Raw genomic sequence first — 17,495 nt, forward strand, 5'->3', positions numbered from 1 at the left:
CTGGAGAATTAAAGGTCACAGGATTAATGACTTGTAATGTTGATCTGCGCCTTCATCATTTGAATAAGTCATGTGGAAGAGGACTGCACGTTAAGTGTAGTCCTCTAACTGTAAAGTCTGGCGTTTGTAGTGTAGGTATAATGGTATGGGAGCTCTACGGTTATTTCTTAAATATCTAGTGATTGAATCAATTGATGCAAGTAGTAGAGACCCGTCATCTGATGTTTAATTGTATTGTTCAGGTGATTTCGTATCCTTTCTGAAACATTAATTCCCTGCTCGAGGTTTTGGATTTCTAAACATGCAATTGATTGTTTTAATTTTACGGTCTCCTCAGAATAAACGGAACTTTGCAATATCTGGATCATCTTAATCTTAAGCAGGTGCGATTCATTATACAGACGGTATTTGTTATCAGTGTCACGTTCAGTAGTGAACAGACCGCTTTTCTCCCAGTAACGGATCGCTGATTTAGGGACCCCTGTCCGTCTAGAGACCTCGTGGATGCGGAAACGCTGACTGAAGTCGTAAGCTTGGCTTCCGTCGGCATATGAATTCAACTCCTCTACCAGTTGATCTAAACTTGCTTTTTCCTCATACAGTTTGACCTCCCTTTCCCTAACGACCCACAATACTTCCTCCAACTCATTTCTTTGGAGAGCATGCATCACCACGGTTGTTACTTCCATTCCGAAAGCAGGCGCCATGGCCTGAATACAGGCCAGATAGACCTCATGCCGTTCCGTATACATGCGATATCCATTGGCAGAACGCTCAGCAGGAGGGATTAGCTCCTTCGCTTCGTAGTTTCTCAAAGTGTTAGCGCTTATCATAAATTTATTCGCCAGTTTTTTGGGTCCCATTTTTGTGTTATCCCGCCTTTCAGGAAGAAACATTAAACCTATTGTAACGTTTATCTGTATTTTTGTTGATTTTATTTGTCCATTTCGAAGAAAACATTCCAATTGGCTTATATATTGTATGATGAAGTCAAACTCAACTCAAGGAGGACTAAGAATGACACTTCATCCAGTATTCCGTTACGACATGACAATCGAAGAGCTTGCCCAGGTGGGCAATCAGTATATTGAATCGGCATGGAAGCCTTTGTACGACTCGTTACACGACCAACTCATGGTCGCTTTTCGTGAGATCGAGGATGCTGCCTATGGCCTGTATTTAGATCAGCTGATGCCTGTGATTTTTGATAGCCTTGAGGAGGCTGGCTTTGAAGTAATGGAACCCCTTGAGGACCATGATTTTGTTATCGGAAAATGTCTACTATTTCGAAATTCGCTTGAAAGGTGGGGATCAGAGGACAACAGGTCCAGGTTATTTTGGAATGTTGTACGCAGCAAAGAAAGTCAACAACCTATTGGGACTTTATTAACGGAAATTCCTCATTCTCATCTGAAGTTTGAGATTCCTACAGCGCCTGTACTCTTTTCGTTGAGAGAAGTTGAGAGGGAACAGATCGTGCAAGGAATCCGACTTATCAAGGGATAGATAGAGGGGGTAAGGAAAGAAGCCAATATCGGCATATAATGATCCTTTGGAAGGTGGGTAAATGGGAACGATGTACGGAAAAATCGAACTGGTGAGCGGTAGGTGGAAGTTAAGTGGAGTCCATCCACATGTCTCCATTCGCTTGAAGCAGCTATTTCCACGCATAGCAATGAAACAAGTGGGCACTTTTTGGTTTTCAAACAGATCGAATATTTGTGTGGATCTTGCCTGGTTTATTCAGCGATATCCGATGGAGATAAGTCCGGAAGACAGAGCTAAACTTTTGCGTGGCCACGATAAGTTCTTTGAGACAAAAGCGTATCTGGAACAGATACTCACTCCTGATTATGATCCCATTCTGCGCCCGGGACTGAAACCTGGACAGAAGATTCGCCATTATCAATCGCAGGCAATCGATCTGTGTTTAGAACGTCGATCTCTACTCCTCGGTGATGATCTGGGTCTTGGAAAAACGTACACAGCGGCTGGCATGTTGCTGGAACCGGACACCCATCCTGCTGCTGTTGTCGTTCAGGCCCATCTTCAAAACCAATGGAAAGAGAAGATTGAATCATTCACCGAACTTATTGTTCATAAAATCGAAAGAACGCGACCGTATTCGATCCCTGATGCAGATGTGTATTTGTTCAAATATAGTCAGCTTGCCGGTTGGAAGAACTTCTTTGCAGATGGCCACTTCCAATGTGTCATTTATGACGAAATTCAAGAACTTCGAACCGGTCTCACAAGTAATAAAGGCGAGGCCGCGAAAATTTTGTCCGATGGAGCAGAATTTCGGTTGGGTCTTTCGGCAACACCGATTTACAACTACGGTACCGAGATCTGGAATGTCTTACAATTTCTCGACCCCAACCTATTGGGAACCTATTCAGAGTTTATTCGGGAATGGTGCCACAGTGACCGGAAAGTTCATGACCCGGTTGTGCTAGGCAGTTTCCTACGTGAGCAGAATGTTATGCTCCGGCGGACGAAAAGCGAGGTTGGCCAACAATTGCCTCCGATCAACCAGATCGTTAAAGTGGTAGAGCCCGATCTACTTAAGTTAAAAACGATAAAAGCTCAAGCAAAACAACTTGCCTTAAGGGCTTCCCAAGGGACATATCTGGAACGTGGTTCAGCAGCACGTGAACTGGAGCTTTTGATGAGACAGACAACGGGTGTGGCTAAGGCAGCGGGTATTGCCCAATATGCCAAGCGCTTGTTAGATACAGGAGTTCCCCTGCTTCTTGTCGGATGGCATCGGGATGTTTATGAAATATGGCTTAAGGAATTGACAAACTATTGTCCAGCTATGTATACAGGCAGTGAGTCGGATATACAGAAGACTGAATCCGTCAGGCGGTTTGTTCAAGGGGAAACGAATGTATTCATATTATCGTTGCGTAGTGGTGCAGGGTTGGACGGTTTGCAGTACCGCTGTTCAACTATATTGTTCGGAGAGTTGGATTGGTCGCCTAAGGTACACGAGCAAATCATTGGTCGATTAAACAGGGAAGGACAAAAGGAGAGAATCACAGTAGTCTACTTAAATTCAGAGGAAGGTTCTGATCCCGTCATGCTAGACGTTTTAGGCGTCAAGCAATCTCAATCGGACAAGATAATCGACCCTCACGACTTATCGATTACAAAGCCAATTCAGAATCTTAACAAGACCCAATCGCTTATCAATCAAGTCCTATAAAGGAATTGTGACTTTCGTAAGGGGCAGGTTAGTGCAGCAGTTTATAGGTTATACACGGGAAACGATAGCGTAATAGAACTAAGAAAGCAGCCGGTCAAAATGATCAGCTGCTTTTGTTCAACTAACGGGCAGGTTAACGTAAAAAGAAATTCACTTCTTCGATTGCAAACTTTTCCCTGTAATAAACGTTTCTGTTAAGATGATTCTTACTAGGGGTTCTTCCAAAATAAGATCCCCGATTTTTACAAAGCACCGATCTTAAGGAGAATACAACAAGGCATTTATAAATCCCCAGGGAGAGGATTGGGAACCAACGAAATGAAAGATAACAAACATCCTGTTCAAGATTTTCGATTTATTTTAACCTTGCTAGTGGTTACGTTATGTTGTTTAGGTGTTGCGATGTATTTACGTATCAAATCTGATACGAATATGTATCAATTCTTAACCTGGGATATGTTCCTAGCATGGGTACCATATATCATCTCATCATGCATTAGATACATATTCAATAAGAAATTAACGAAAATGAGTCTGATCTGGATGGTGCCGATGAGTGCGGGTTGGCTATTTTTTTTGCCTAATTCGGCATACCTTTTTACTGAAATCCTGCATTCATTCAGATATTTCAATGCTCAGGAAGGAACACAATTTTGGATCAATATTGATTTTTGGTATAACCTCACCCTAACATTTGCCGTAGCCATACTAGGCTTACTTCTCTCGACGTGCTCGATCCTTCAAATACATGGTGTGTTAAACAAGTTATTCAGTAAGTACATTAACATGATGGTTATTGGCGTTATTTTAATGTTGAGTAGTTTGGGTGTATACATTGGGAGATTTAATCGATGGAATTCATGGGATATATTGTCCAGGCCTTGGCAAATTGTTATGGATATCGTGCATGATCTTGTTGCAAGGAACAACATGGTTATTGAATTTGTGGCCATTGTATTTATAATACAAATATTTGCATACGTTATGGTATCCTTGTTGACTGCAAGGTCTAGTAAAGGATGAATATTGCCCGTTAACTCATTAAGCTAAGGGGAAGGTTAGCGTGAAAGTTTGATAAGATAAATTTTAATATTTACAATAATAGGGGGATGAATGATGCTAGTTCGTTTGGCAACATCGGAGGATATACCTCAGCTTGTACAAATGCGTTGGGATTTTTCAGAAGAGGAGCATGCTAATAATGTCGTTACATTTGAGGAATTTAACCAGATATGTAGTGAGTTTTTGCTAAAAGCAATCCAAAGCGGAGACTGGTATATTTGGATTGCAGAAAGTGGTGGAAGTCTTGTATCACATATGTACCTGCAGCTAATACATAAAGTTCCGCGTCCAGGAAAATCTTCAGACCCTTATTACGGTTACGTTACCAATGTTTATACTCGTCCGGCTTTCAGAAACTTAGGTATCGGGTCAAAAATCCATAATGCTATGGAAAATTGGTCAAAAGAGAATGAGGTCGAGTTTCTCATTCTTTGGCCAAGCAGCGAGAGCGTTGAATTCTATTCAAGAAATGGTTTTTCTCAGAGTGAAGAAGCGCTAGAAAAGCACTGGGACTGAGCAGCAAGTATTTGATCTTCGTAGAGACAGAATGCATTAACGAAATCATGAGGCAGATGGACTCAAAATTAAGAAAGCTGCTGACCAGTGTGATCGGCTACTTTTGTTCATGTAATGGGATAACTTAGTTCAAAACGTATTCAACTCCTCATTTTGGATAAAATAAAGTATTCCAACTATGAGGTGCTTGCTTTTGATAAAGATCATTTTAAGAATGGTTTTAGCGCTCGGTTTGACTTTGCTTAGCCAAACTCCAGCTTTAGCTGTAGAAACTCAGTCAGTAACAGACATAAGTCAATGCTCGTTAATCCAGCAGACGTTGATCATTGAATTAAATCCTCAAATAATGAGTGCTCTTCGTCAAAAGTACCGTGACAATTTTTTGTACGCGAACGTTCACTTGTTACCAATCCAAGGTTCGGATAATGTAGAGGCTGATTTTATTTTAGAAATGACAGTGATGAAAGGAGAGTGGCCAGAGACAGTTCAAATGACGTTTAGACGAGATGGTCTTAATGGCTATAAGGTAGATGATATTAATGTGATGAATTCTTAGAACCCAGGCTACGCTAACGGTAAACACTGGTTTAATACAATTAAGAAAGCAGCTGATCATATGAGCAGCTGTTTTTTTAATCACCTAACGGGCAGGTTAGTTGAATTTAACAAGGGCATAGTATTAAAATCACCTCAGGATCATTGGGTATAATTCGGAAGCTTTTCAGGCAGGGTATGCATGTGGATCAACTTGCGAATTCCTACTGTCTATCCCATGGCAGCATGAAGAAGATTGTTTATAAAACGCAGGCATAACAAAAGGCTCATGTTGGATAAAACCAACACGGGCCTTTTGTTATGTAAAAAATGAATATATAAATACTCTGCCTATAAAGGATGCGATATTCACCTTATACTGTTGCTAGGAAAGAATTATGGTATCAGTAATATGGTTGATTGAGAGTATCGGAATCGGAGGAGTTGCAAAATGGATTGCGTTAATCATGAAGTAAATAAGTTGAATGTTACCGCTAGACTATGCGGTATGGAGGAGAAGTTCATTATCAATAATATTTATCCTCTTTATCTGCATGATTTGTCTGAAGTATGGGAACACAAAATCAATCGTTATGGGGTGTTTGAGAATGATGATACCCGAACTTTGATGGAACAGAATCGCGTGTTTGATATTTGGTGGGAACACCCGAACATATTATTCCCTTATCTGATCACAGTGGATGATATACCTGCAGGGCTTGCTTTTGTGGCTACTTCCCCTTTCATACCCTGTCCTCACTATATCGATTATTACATGAATGAGTTCTTCCTATTACGTAATTATCGAGGAAAGGGTGTTGGAGAAGAAGCGGTGCGACAGATTATTGGAAAGATGCCAGGGCAATGGGAATTGCAAACAAATCCCACCGAACGAAACGAACGTGCGAAACGTTTCTGGAGAAAAACACTTAACACATGTACCAACGGGAAATACTCCGAAGAACTTGGTCATCATCCTGAAGATGGAGAAAAGCTAGTCTTTCGCTTCAGCACGAGTTCTGAAAAAGTGAGTAATTAGAGAGGTTGTTCCTTATTCATAGGTTTAGTAATAGACAAGGTTATTCGATATTCGTTGAACTAAAGGGTAGATTACACATATTTTTGAGTAGGCAACCACAGCCTGCTCTTTCTATTGAACTAACGGAAAAACGTTAAAGTAATAGAACTAAGAAAGCAGCCGGTCAAAGTGATCAGCTGTTTTTTTCGACTAACGGGCAGGATAACACAATAAACTTATCGAATGAACTTGAATATATTTCAGTTCAAACGGAGGTAATTGGTTTGAAACATGACTTTAATAGAGAATGGTTAATAAAAAAGTTTGAAGAAATTCGGAAAAGAATTCTTAATGCAATTCGTCAATTAGATGATGAACAACTCAACTGGAGACCCCATGAATCAAGCCACAGTATATCAACACTTATTAGGCATATAGAAGGGAATATTAAAGAAAGAATCTTGAAGGGAATATTACACCAAGAAATCCCTAGAAACCGAGAAGAAGAACTAACACATTTTTTTGTTGAGAAGTCTGAATTAGAAAAGATCTGTGCAGAAAGACTCCAATTCGTTATCGATACGATAAGAAACATTTCCGATGAGACACTAGAGCAAAAGCAAATGGTGAGGAGTCGAGAAAGAACCAATCTAGATATGTTGCATCAATGCGCTGCTCACTTTTCGGAACACATGGGACAGATTTTTTACATCGCAAAACAATGTTTGAAGGAAGATTACAAATCCACATCCTTGTAGCTCCTAAGCAAGAACTACACTTACGAGGAAAGATAGCTCAAGAAACAAAAGCAGCTTGATCAACTCGATCTGCTGCTTTTGTTCAGCTAACGGGAAGGTTAGTTCAATAAGATGTATAATATTGGATATGTATTATTTATGGGGGGATTCAATGTTTATCAGAGAGATAGAACCTGAGGATGCTGAAAGTTTTGATTTGCTAATGAAGGAAGTTGAAACCGAGGCTAATTTTATGCTTATGGAACCAGGAGAAAGAAAAGGTTCTTCTGAACAACAACGTAAATGGTTGGAACGAGTGAACAAGGAGAGTAATTCAACCGTACTTGTTGCAGAACAAGCTGGAAAGTTAGTAGGTTATCTAGCAGTCATTGGTGGAGACACAAGAAGAACAAAGCATTCAGCCTACCTAGTTATAGGTATTTTAGAAGAGTACACAGGGCGTGGTATAGGAACAAATCTATTTCAAAGGTTAGAAGAATGGGCAAGAGCTCATAATATCTTACGATTAGAACTTACAGTGGTCATTCAAAATGAAGCAGGAGTATCTCTATATAAAAAAATGGGATTTGAGATAGAAGGAATAAAAAGAAACTCACTGTTGATAAATGGAAAACTTTTCGACCAGTATTTTATGTCTAAATTATTTTAGGGGTATATTAAGCTAACGGGAATCGTTAGCTTAATATAAAAGAATTAAGTGATCAACTGCGGTTTACATCTAGGGGATGATGATAGGGATCGTTGCAGAAATGCTAACGATCCTTTTTTGTATACCTTTATGGAGTGAAATTCTTTTATTAGATCCTCATAACTTAACAGCAACTTATAGCGTTCTCTATTTTAGAATTAGCAGAGGTAAAAATAGGTTAACAGCAAGAATTGAGCCGCAGGTAGATACGTTATAATGGTCTCAATAGCACTACTCGGTAGAAGAAAACGAACAATCCGCTCCTGTAAATCCCAAAAAATCAAAAGTAGAGGTGGGCGTTCCGATACAATTTTGGAGGTGTTTAGATGAATAAAGCAATCAAACGTATTTTTGCTACTTCAATTTCTGCTGCAAGTATATTTAGTGTGGCATCTTCCGCATTTGCTAAAGAAGTATTCGTACCCATACCACCACCGGTGCTGATCAAGCAAACTGGAAACGAAACAGGGGTTCCTTTCGCATCTGATAAGCCATGGTCCATAAATTTTGATGGGAGTAGAACAAGTGATTCAAAAATGCTTGTAATTTCAGATGATATACCTTGGCTTAAATTGCAAATGAAAAATTCAGGAACAACAAAAATGATAGTTACTATAACACAGCACTCTCCTCTGGGAAAAGTATGGGGAAGTCTTACTATTGCCCCTGGAGAATCTGACAACCTATGGGGTAAGATGCCTTTGGCAGGTACGTTTTATGTTAACTTCACATCGACGGGCACTTTAAAAGGTGCATCATCTACCCGAATTGCTTCTACGTATGAGGAATTAGGTCTTTAATGTTCCATTCTAAAAGGCACTTTAAAAAATTTATCAAAGATAGTAGTTTGTCTGCATTTTATAGGCTTTATAAATATGGTTGGAGTCTGTCTCTAAAGAGCTGTACTCAAGCAGACAGGCAAAAAAGATATAAAGTTATACCTTATTCTTTATAACTAAGGAGAACTAATGGACCCAAAAATAAAATTATTGTTCTTGGACGAACATGCCGCTGAAGGCGCCGCGCGTTATGGGGTCAGCCAAGAGGAACTTACTTACATTGGAGGTTTTCAAAACTTTATTTATTCCTATAATCGCGATGAATTAAAGTATATTCTTCGTTTCACTCCGAGTACTCTTCGTACATCGGAAGGACTTCTAGCAGAAATAGATTGGATTCGTTATCTTTCAGAGGGTGGTATAGCAGTATCAGAACCGATTTCTTCAATGAATGGAGAGTATTGCGAACTAATTCAAGGAAATAAAATAGATTTTTACGTAACCTCCTTTAAACATGCACCAGGCCGCAAAATCGGATATCCAGAATGTCTGGGCAATTCTAACCTTTATGAAGAGTGTGGCCGTATAACGGGCCGACTTCATGAATTAGCGAAACTTTACAAGCCTACGATTGCCAAAAGGCACACTTGGAAGTCAAATGAATACCTCTTACGAGCCAAGGATTATTTACCGTTAGAACTTCAACCGATCCTTATTGCCCTTGATGAACTTAAAGTACAATTGGCGAGTCTGCCTGTTAATGCAGATAATTTTGGTTTGATTCACGGAGATATTAATGTGGGAAACTTCACAATGGATGAAGCTGGGGGATTAACTCTCTTTGACTTCGACGAGTGCCAGTACAGTTGGTATGTCGAGGATATTGCTATACAGCTGTATTACTTGCTATATGTATTCGGTGAAGATTCGAAATTCGAACGAAAGGTCCAATATGATCTGTTTATAAAGAACTTCGAGCTAGGCTATACAGTGGATGGCCGACGAATGCCAGACAACTGGAAGGATATGATGAAACTCTTCCTTAGACTTCGCGAAATCATTGTGGTTGTTGGCATGTATCGAAGCTGGGATCTAAGCAAACCAGATGACTGGACTCGCGATTTCTTGAAAGATAGTAAAATGAGGATTACTAAAGGTATATCGTTGATCGATGAGCTTTGAACCACTAAACGGAAGATACTCATTAAGCTAACGGGGAACGATAACTCAATAATAGAAGAAAGCAGCCGACCACATTGATCGGCTGTTTTTTTTAAGTTAACGGGCAGACTAGCATACAACATTATCTACGTTCAGAATTAACTTTAATAAGAACTTCTTTGTGCTATATAATTAATTTTTAGAATCGACTTGAATTCTCCAAGGAAACTTAATCGTGCACAAATTGTTGCGATATGAAAATGTAGTAAAACTATACTTCTGTTAAGAGGAGGGATCAGATGGATTGGCTGATGAGGATGAACCGAGCATTGGATTACATTGAATTGAATCTAACTGGAAAGATCGAATTGAAAGAAGTTGCTAAATGTGCTTGTTGTTCTTCACATCAGTTCCAGAGAATGTTCTCATTCATTACAGATGTGTCTCTTGCGGAATATATAAGGAGAAGAAGGCTTACTCTCGCTGCAATTGAATTGCAGAATAGTGATCTGAGAGTAGTTGATATTGCGATAAAGTATGGTTATGAATCTCCAGTTTCATTCGCAAGGGCTTTTCAATTATTACATGGTGTTAATCCAGCAATGGCCCGAGAAGAAGGGACCTCCCTCAAAGCCTTTCCTCGGCTTTCCTTCCTTATTTCAATTAAAGGGGAAAAGGCTATGAACTATCGTATTGAGACAAAAGAATCCTTTCCAGTATTCGGTATTGAAAAAGTATTTCAATTAAATGGAGCAGATACTCCAGCAGAATTATGGAAGCAATGCCATGCTAACGGCGAGGTTGAAAGGCTGGCAGACAATGCTGGAAACCTACCAACCTTTTTAAATCAGAACTATCATAAAGTACATGCTGTTTGTAGCTACAAAAAAACAGATGAGGATCATTTTCCTTATATGCTGTCCGCATTCAAAGGGGATTCAAGTAAAACTGAGGGGTACACAAGTGTAACCATACCAGCTCAAACCTGGGCAATTTTTTCTTCTGATCTGTTCACTTGGGACAAATTTGATGAAACCATTGAGACATTATATAGACGGTTCTTCTCCGAATGGCTTCCTACTGCTGGATACGAACAGGTCGATGGGTTGGAATTTGAAATTACAGGAGCTAAAGACGGGCTTAATTTCGTTGAACTATGGTTTGCGGTAAGAAAAATAAATGAGTTGTGATTGTTTCAGAGAGCTTCTTCTTTGAATATACTTAAAACAGATAGAGCAGTTTGCACTTCGCAACTGCTCTATTTTGCTAGCGGGAAACGTTAGTTCACTCATATAAAGAAAGCAGCAGATTAATGGGAAGTGTGTCTATGAATTCTCAAACATACTTTAAAACTCGAATTATGAAATGAAAATATGTCGGATTTGTTGTATATAAATATGAAAGCGCTTCCTTTACAATGAAATTAAGCATATATATCGGGTCTAGATTGCAACGATAACAACCGGCATTGACCGGACGGAAAAGGAATGTGGTTGTTTAAATAATTTGTGAGGAGAATGTACAATGGCTATGATTCGATGCAATTACTTCTCGGAAACGTTAGGACTCAGCACGTCAATGACCGTTATTGTACCTCAGGCAACCAAGGGGCAAATAGGGATGAAAGGCGTCGCTATCCGGGAACGGCATCCTGTTCTCTGGCTGCTGCATGGTGGCTCTGATGACGATACGATTTGGATGAGACGTACATCGATTGAACGCTATGTTTCCGAGCTGGGCCTTGCTGTCGTGATGCCTCAAGTCCAATTAAGCTTTTACACGGATATGGCGTACGGAGGAAAGTACGGCACCTTCCTGATGGAAGAACTGCCCCAGATTGCCCGGTCCTTGTTTCCACTATCAGACGCTCGCGAGGAAAATTTCGTCGCTGGGTTATCGATGGGTGGTTACGGCGCATTCAAATGGGCGCTAAGCAAACCTGATATGTTCGCTGCGGCGGCTGGACTTTCGACGGGTAATTTCCCGTTTTGGAGCCCGGGGCCGGACGGCGAGTTTCCTCCGTTTCTGCGTCTCGCATTCGGAGACGGGCCACATGCAGGAACGGATAACGATCTTTATCATCTGATTCAATCCAATGATCGCACAGCTGGACCCAAACCCGCGTTTTACCAAGCTTGCGGTACGAATGATTTCCTGTACGATCTAAATATTGATCTGAAGGAAGCGTTTGAGCGATCTTCCCTGGATTTCACTTACGCTGAAGAGCCAGGTGTACACGATTGGGCCTTCTGGGATAAAACGATTCAAGACGTGTTGAAATGGCTTCCTTTAGATCGTGCATGACATGTACTGTGACCTATCCAAAGTAGAAATGATGATCATTGAACTAACGGGAAACGTTAACGCTATACAATTAAGAAAGCAGCTGATTCATTGGGATCAGCTGCTTTTTGTTTACCTTACGGGCAGGATGCTGTATACTCCTGTCATCTCAATAACAGCTGAGAAATAAAAATAGTTGCAAATAAAGGTAACTACTTTTCCTTTAAAGATAACTATGTTATAATCCAAACAAACCTAAAACCAATTCACTTTTGAAAGGGGATGGGAACGCCCGAACGATTAATCATGAAAGCGATTTTTTTTAATGGTAATTGGTAGCGCATTCATTGTATGAACAGAAAGGGAGAATTTCCATGAAAACAGATCTTGCTACTTCAGGTCAGACGGTAACAAGTGCGCCGATCGAGACAAAGCCGAAGAAATTAACGCTCAAGGAAAAGATCGCATACGGTATGGGGGATGTCGGTAACAACTTCATGTTCGATTTAGGACAGATTTATCTTCTTAAATTCTACACGGATGCCCTGGGTCTACCGTCTGCAACAGCTGGACTTATCTTCTTAATTACCAAGATCTGGGACGCCTTCGCGGATATCACGGTCGGAACATGGGTGGATAATCGGAGAAAAATCGGACCTAGAGGCAAATTCAGACCATTTATTCTGTACACTGCGATTCCGCTTGCTCTAGTCACTGTCGTAAGCTTCATGAATCCGGATTTCACCTTGACAGGGAAAATGATCTGGGCCTACGCGACCTATATGTTATTCGGTACGGTATATAGTATTTCTAACATACCATACGGTTCCATGGTACCCGCAATGACCAAAGATCCGGTAGAGAGAGCGCAGCTGGCTTCCTTCCGCCAAGCAGGTTCGAATCTGGGTCTCTTAATTACTACGGTTGGTTTTATGCCGATTGTCCTGATGTTTGATAGCCAGTCCACAGGATATTTGGTTGGAGTTGTTGTTTTTTCCATTATCGGAGTGCTGTTCCAACTATACTGTTATGCCAACGTTAAAGAACGTTTTGTTTATGAGAAGCCTAACCAAGAGAAGAAAATTAATTTGATCGATAGCTACAAAGGATTATTTAAAAACGCACCACTTTTGATTCTTTGCCTGGTGAATCTATTTACGTTTTCTGCTTTTAACGTGAAGCTCGCTGTTCAAATCTATTATGCACAGTACGTTCTTCAAGATGTTTCTATTATTCCGTATATGGGCTTTTTCAGTATCGGATGTGTATTTATCGGAGTTGCCCTTGTACCAAGTCTCGTTAAAAAAATCGGTAAAAAAAATACTTATATTCTAGGTTGTGCAATATGGGCAGCTGGAGATGGACTCGCCTTTTTCTTTGCGAATAATGCGACGATCTTTATCATTATGGCTTGCTTTGCTTTCTTTGGAAGCTCTTTCGTGAACAGCCTCAACTGGGCGCTCGTATCCGATGCTGTTGAGTACGGAGAGTGGAAGACAGGTACACGTTCGGAGGGTGTAGTGTATTCGTTCTTTACATTTTGCCGTAAACTCTCGCAAGCGCTTGCAGGATTTATTCCTGGGGTAGTCCTTGGACTTGTAGGTTATGTGCCTAACGTGGTACAGAGCAGCGAAGCCATTGCGGGTATTCGTGGACTGATGTTTATTTATCCAGGTGTGCTGGCTCTTGCTACGATTATCGTTATGGCCTGGTTCTATAAACTGTCTGAAGATAAGTATAAACAGATTGTGTTGGATCTGAATGAACGGAGAAACAAGGCGTCGGCCTAAAGGTCAGAACGAATGTTAATGACGAAAACATCTATTTTTAACACACCCCTTGAAAAATGAGTGGCATTTCCTTATGATGATATAAAGGTTACTATCTATTAAGAAAGATAACTATGTATATGACATTATTCTTAGGAGGAATTGGATATGAAATATTTTTTGGACAGTGCTATTCTGGATGAGATCCGTTATGCATATGAGAATTGGGCTATTGATGGGGTGACAACCAACCCTCGTCACGTTATGAATAGCGGCAAACCTTTAACTACATTGCTGGGTGAATTCGCTTCGGAATTTAGAGGCGTCAAAAACTTCCCGATTTCGGTTGAAATCAATCCTCACCTAGATGATGCAAAAATCATGGTAGAGGAAGGCAGAAAACTTGCCAAGATGTCTGACAACTTTGTTGTTAAAATCCCATGTATTGAATCCGGTCTCATTGCAGCAAAAGAACTTGAAAAAGAGGGGATTAACACGAATGTAACCCTTGTATTCTCTGCCTCGCAAGCGCTTCAACCTGCAAGAGTCGGCGCAAGTTTCGTATCACCATTTGTTGGATGGAAGGAAAATAGCGGTGATGACACTACACAATACATCCAAGATATCGCGGACATCTACAAGACGTATAAGTTTGATACCGAAATCATTGTGGCAGCTCTTCGTAACGGTAAACAAATTGTCGATGCAGCCAAAGCCGGTGCAGATATCGTAACGTGTGGCTTCGACGTATTCAGAGAAAGCTTCCATCATGCGTTCACAACCTATGGATTGGATAAATTCCGTAATGCTTGGGATCAAACCAAGACTGAAGAATAAGTGCTCTAAAAAAGGTATAGATGTTCCATTCTGAGTGCCTCCAAGTCCAAGTCATGCATCTGCGGTGCTGGAGGCAGCTTTTACCACCATCGTAAAGGGGAGAGAGTGATCTTGACTGTATATGAACGGCTTCGGCAAAAGAACAAACATCTTTCTTTTTATCATGTTCAGGATACTGCTTTCCTGGAATACGGCAATATCATTGAAGGTTATTCGTTTGATGAATTACTGCCATATATGAACAGCCTGCAGATTCCTCAAGATCAGAATGAGTACGTGGCGTCAGTTCCCGAGATGGAGCTTTCAACAATCAAAACACAGCTTGAAGCCTCCTTCTACGGAGAAATATCTATCCAAATCGGTTATTGTAATGGCGCGAATTCGACGCTGAATGGGCTGGAATATCACAAAAGCAGCGAGATCAATGTTGCTGTAACCGATATGGTCCTTTTACTCGGGAAGGTTCAAGATATCAAAAACAACACCTATGATTCAGCTCAAGCTGTTGCATTTTATGTCCCTCAAGGTACGGCTATTGAATTATATGGTACTACGCTGCACTTTGGTCCGTGTAAGGTCGAAGAGGAAGGGTTCAAAACCGTTGTCATTTTACCGGTGGGCACAAATGAGCCCTTAAAGCATACGTGCGAAAAGCATCGAGATGAAGATCAACTCCTGTTTATGAAAAATAAATGGCTGCTAGTCCATCCTGAGCGGGAAGTGCTCGTTCGCCGTGGGGCTCATGTGGGCATTGAAGGCGAGAACATTCGTATATATACCTAGATTCGTAAACGGTTTCAAATGGAAGGAGAGAGTGTGATGTCAAGTATCAGCATGTCAAAAGGGTTGGAAGTTTCCGTATTGAATCAAGGCTTTAAAGTTCGTTTTAACGGAGTCCTGCTCATGCAGCATACGATCGAGCAGCCTGCATTTTACGTAGGGTACGGAGAAGAAAGCATCGATATGTATCGGGGGAATTTTAACATCAAGGACTATGTCTCCGAGCGTGTGGCTCTGCGTTATACCCAAGTTCAGGAAGAGAATGGGGAATATCGTATCGATTTTCGTGGACATGAACAGGGCGAGCGTGTTCTTTCCCTTCAGGTGAAGGTCGAGAGTGAACGTTTAAAGCTTGAGTATACGAAGCATGACACCAAAACCAATCGTTTCTGGGTTCGAATAGCTGCTGATCCGACGGAGAAAGTGTATGGTTGCGGAGAACAATTATCTCACTTCAATATGAGAGGCAAAAATTTCCCGCTGTGGACGTCCGAGCCTGGAGTAGGCCGGAATAAAAATAGTTATATCACCTGGCAAGCGGATGTTAAAGACAAGGCAGGCGGGGACTATTACAATACGAATTTCCCTCAGCCTACGTATGTTTCTACTCAGAAGTACTACTGTCACACGGAAACCACAGCTTACGCTGATTTTGACTTCCGTAATGAATCTTTTCATGAGCTCCAGGTATGGGAAGTGCCGAAATACATGCTGTTTGAAACTGCCGAGACTTATCTTGGTTTGGTCGAGAAGATCACAGCGCTATTTGGCAGACAACCTGAACTGCCAGACTGGGTGTATAACGGCGTTATTCTTGGCATCCAAGGCGGTACCCAGGTTGTAGAAGAGAAACTGGCTAAAGCCGAAGAAAAAGGGATTAAAGTAGCAGGCGTATGGTGCCAGGACTGGCAGGGCAAGCGAATTACTTCTTTCGGTAAACGATTAATGTGGAATTGGGCATGGAATCCACAGGAATATCCAGAGCTCGATACGAAAATTCCGGAGTGGAAAAGCAAGGGAGTCCGTTTCCTTGGGTATATCAATCCTTATGTTGCTGTTGAGGGTGAATTATACAAAGAAGCGGAACAAAAGGGGTATCTTGCACGGAATCAAGAAGGCGGAACGTACCTCGTTGATTTTGGAGAGTTTTATTGTGGGGTTGTAGACTTCACAAACGAACAGGCAACCGAATGGTACAAGCAAGTGATCAAAGACAATATGATTGATTTTGGACTTGACGGATGGATGGCTGACTTCGGAGAGTATTTGCCGACAGATGTGGTGCTCAGTGACGGTAGTGATCCGAAACTCATGCATAATGCCTGGCCAACGATGTGGGCGAAAACCAATTATGATGCCGTCTCTGAAGCGGGTAAACTCGGTGAAATTGTTTATTTCATGCGGGCAGGCTATACCGGCGTTCAGAAATATTCCACGATGCTGTGGGGTGGAGATCAGAGTGTGGATTGGTCGCTTGACGATGGTCTTGCTTCGGTTATTCCGGCTGCATTGTCCTCAGGCATGATTGGATGTGGACTGCATCACAGTGATATTGGGGGATACACCAGTCTGCATGGCAATAAACGTTCCAAAGAGTTACTGATGAGATGGGCGGATATGGGTGCTTTTACACCGATGATGCGTACGCATGAAGCCAATCGCCCCGATGATTGTTTCCAATATGACGGAGATGAAGAAACGCTTGAGCACTTTGCAAGAATGTCGAATATTTTTGTAACCCTTGCTCCGTATACGAAGTCTCTTGTCAAAGAAAATGCAGAACGCGGGATACCTGTGCAACGCCCGTTATTCATGCATTATGAGAACGATCCGAAGACGTATGATATCCAATATCAATATTTATTCGGTAAGGATATGCTTGTCGCTCCAGTTCATCAAGAAGCACAGACCGAATGGGAACTTTATCTTCCAGAAGATGAGTGGATTCATCTATGGACTGGGAAAGAATACAGAGGTGGGTCGGTAACTGTTGCTGCTCCTATAGGACAACCTCCTGTTTTCTATCGCAAGGATTCCATGTGGAAGGATCTCTTTAAAACAGTAGGACAATTATAATCTAACTTTTTTTCACTTCGACAAGT

The 17,495-nt window shown here is 41.2% G+C and carries 17 protein-coding genes; 16 read left to right on the top strand and 1 reads right to left on the bottom strand.

Annotated features, from left to right (window positions below; translation table 11 throughout):
• Positions 1-167: 167 nt before the first annotated feature.
• The gene (locus AC3RCI_RS07005) at positions 168-863 is read right to left on the bottom strand and encodes a MerR family transcriptional regulator (RefSeq protein WP_492528174.1); all 696 of its coding nucleotides are present in this window, start codon (positions 861-863) and stop codon (positions 168-170) included.
• A gap of 154 nt (positions 864-1,017) precedes the next feature.
• Here AC3RCI_RS07005 and AC3RCI_RS07010 point away from each other — a divergent pair, with 154 nt between their 5' ends.
• The 16 genes from AC3RCI_RS07010 to AC3RCI_RS07085 all read left to right on the top strand — a co-directional run bounded on the left by AC3RCI_RS07010 (position 1,018) and on the right by AC3RCI_RS07085 (position 17,469).
• Positions 1,018-1,506, top strand: coding sequence for a DUF6022 family protein (locus AC3RCI_RS07010; RefSeq protein ID WP_492528176.1), 489 nt, complete (start codon positions 1,018-1,020; stop codon positions 1,504-1,506).
• Positions 1,507-1,567: 61 nt separating this feature from the next.
• Positions 1,568-3,208 carry an SNF2-related protein gene (locus tag AC3RCI_RS07015; RefSeq protein WP_492528178.1) on the top strand — a complete coding sequence of 547 codons (1,641 nt, stop codon included), beginning with the start codon at positions 1,568-1,570 and terminating at the stop codon, positions 3,206-3,208.
• A 456-nt stretch (positions 3,209-3,664) separates the two neighbouring features.
• Positions 3,665-4,231, top strand: a complete 567-nt coding sequence (locus AC3RCI_RS07020) for a DUF1361 domain-containing protein (RefSeq protein WP_492529830.1) — start codon at positions 3,665-3,667, stop codon at positions 4,229-4,231.
• Between the two features lie 90 nt (positions 4,232-4,321).
• Positions 4,322-4,786 carry a GNAT family N-acetyltransferase gene (locus AC3RCI_RS07025; RefSeq protein WP_492528180.1) on the top strand — a complete coding sequence of 155 codons (465 nt, stop codon included), beginning with the start codon at positions 4,322-4,324 and terminating at the stop codon, positions 4,784-4,786.
• Positions 4,787-4,979: 193 nt separating this feature from the next.
• Positions 4,980-5,342, top strand: coding sequence for a hypothetical protein (locus AC3RCI_RS07030; protein WP_492528182.1), 363 nt, complete (start codon positions 4,980-4,982; stop codon positions 5,340-5,342).
• Between the two features lie 459 nt (positions 5,343-5,801).
• Entirely contained in the window at positions 5,802-6,359 is a 558-nt protein-coding gene (locus AC3RCI_RS07035) for a GNAT family N-acetyltransferase (protein ID WP_492529832.1), read from the top strand.
• A gap of 263 nt (positions 6,360-6,622) precedes the next feature.
• Entirely contained in the window at positions 6,623-7,096 is a 474-nt protein-coding gene (locus tag AC3RCI_RS07040) for a DinB family protein (RefSeq protein WP_492528184.1), read from the top strand.
• Between the two features lie 151 nt (positions 7,097-7,247).
• Positions 7,248-7,745, top strand: coding sequence for a GNAT family N-acetyltransferase (locus AC3RCI_RS07045; RefSeq protein ID WP_492528186.1), 498 nt, complete (start codon positions 7,248-7,250; stop codon positions 7,743-7,745).
• Between the two features lie 365 nt (positions 7,746-8,110).
• On the top strand, positions 8,111-8,584 hold the full coding sequence (locus AC3RCI_RS07050; protein WP_492528188.1) for a hypothetical protein: 474 nt from the start codon (positions 8,111-8,113) through the stop codon (positions 8,582-8,584).
• A 168-nt stretch (positions 8,585-8,752) separates the two neighbouring features.
• The gene (locus AC3RCI_RS07055; RefSeq protein WP_492528190.1) at positions 8,753-9,745 is read left to right on the top strand and encodes a phosphotransferase enzyme family protein; all 993 of its coding nucleotides are present in this window, start codon (positions 8,753-8,755) and stop codon (positions 9,743-9,745) included.
• Positions 9,746-10,023: 278 nt separating this feature from the next.
• Positions 10,024-10,914, top strand: a complete 891-nt coding sequence (locus AC3RCI_RS07060; RefSeq protein ID WP_492528192.1) for an AraC family transcriptional regulator — start codon at positions 10,024-10,026, stop codon at positions 10,912-10,914.
• Between the two features lie 334 nt (positions 10,915-11,248).
• Entirely contained in the window at positions 11,249-12,028 is a 780-nt protein-coding gene (locus AC3RCI_RS07065) for an alpha/beta hydrolase (RefSeq protein WP_492528194.1), read from the top strand.
• Positions 12,029-12,381: 353 nt separating this feature from the next.
• Positions 12,382-13,797 carry an MFS transporter gene (locus AC3RCI_RS07070; protein WP_492528197.1) on the top strand — a complete coding sequence of 472 codons (1,416 nt, stop codon included), beginning with the start codon at positions 12,382-12,384 and terminating at the stop codon, positions 13,795-13,797.
• A 147-nt stretch (positions 13,798-13,944) separates the two neighbouring features.
• Entirely contained in the window at positions 13,945-14,613 is a 669-nt protein-coding gene (locus tag AC3RCI_RS07075) for a transaldolase family protein (RefSeq protein ID WP_492528199.1), read from the top strand.
• Positions 14,614-14,724: 111 nt separating this feature from the next.
• Complete coding sequence (locus AC3RCI_RS07080) at positions 14,725-15,396, top strand: DUF4867 family protein (protein ID WP_492528201.1); 672 nt, start codon at positions 14,725-14,727, stop codon at positions 15,394-15,396.
• 36 nt (positions 15,397-15,432) lie between these two features.
• Positions 15,433-17,469, top strand: a complete 2,037-nt coding sequence (locus tag AC3RCI_RS07085; protein WP_492528203.1) for an alpha-glucosidase — start codon at positions 15,433-15,435, stop codon at positions 17,467-17,469.
• Positions 17,470-17,495: the final 26 nt, after the last annotated feature.

This window comes from Paenibacillus sp. MT124 (assembly GCF_058792755.1).

Bases quoted from the DNA above. Each gene is read 5' to 3' on its own strand.
- AC3RCI_RS07085 (WP_492528203.1), top strand. From the start codon at position 15,433: ATGTCAAGTATCAGCATGTCAAAAGGGTTGGAAGTTTCCGTATTGAAT.
- AC3RCI_RS07075 (WP_492528199.1), top strand. From the start codon at position 13,945: ATGAAATATTTTTTGGACAGTGCTATTCTGGATGAGATCCGTTATGCA.
- AC3RCI_RS07045 (WP_492528186.1), top strand. From the start codon at position 7,248: ATGTTTATCAGAGAGATAGAACCTGAGGATGCTGAAAGTTTTGATTTG.
- AC3RCI_RS07070 (WP_492528197.1), top strand. From the start codon at position 12,382: ATGAAAACAGATCTTGCTACTTCAGGTCAGACGGTAACAAGTGCGCCG.
- AC3RCI_RS07055 (WP_492528190.1), top strand. From the start codon at position 8,753: ATGGACCCAAAAATAAAATTATTGTTCTTGGACGAACATGCCGCTGAA.
- AC3RCI_RS07050 (WP_492528188.1), top strand. From the start codon at position 8,111: ATGAATAAAGCAATCAAACGTATTTTTGCTACTTCAATTTCTGCTGCA.
- AC3RCI_RS07025 (WP_492528180.1), top strand. From the start codon at position 4,322: ATGATGCTAGTTCGTTTGGCAACATCGGAGGATATACCTCAGCTTGTA.
- AC3RCI_RS07015 (WP_492528178.1), top strand. From the start codon at position 1,568: ATGGGAACGATGTACGGAAAAATCGAACTGGTGAGCGGTAGGTGGAAG.
- AC3RCI_RS07020 (WP_492529830.1), top strand. From the start codon at position 3,665: ATGTTCCTAGCATGGGTACCATATATCATCTCATCATGCATTAGATAC.
- AC3RCI_RS07010 (WP_492528176.1), top strand. From the start codon at position 1,018: ATGACACTTCATCCAGTATTCCGTTACGACATGACAATCGAAGAGCTT.
- AC3RCI_RS07060 (WP_492528192.1), top strand. From the start codon at position 10,024: ATGGATTGGCTGATGAGGATGAACCGAGCATTGGATTACATTGAATTG.
- AC3RCI_RS07005 (WP_492528174.1), bottom strand. From the start codon at position 863: ATGGGACCCAAAAAACTGGCGAATAAATTTATGATAAGCGCTAACACT.
- AC3RCI_RS07065 (WP_492528194.1), top strand. From the start codon at position 11,249: ATGGCTATGATTCGATGCAATTACTTCTCGGAAACGTTAGGACTCAGC.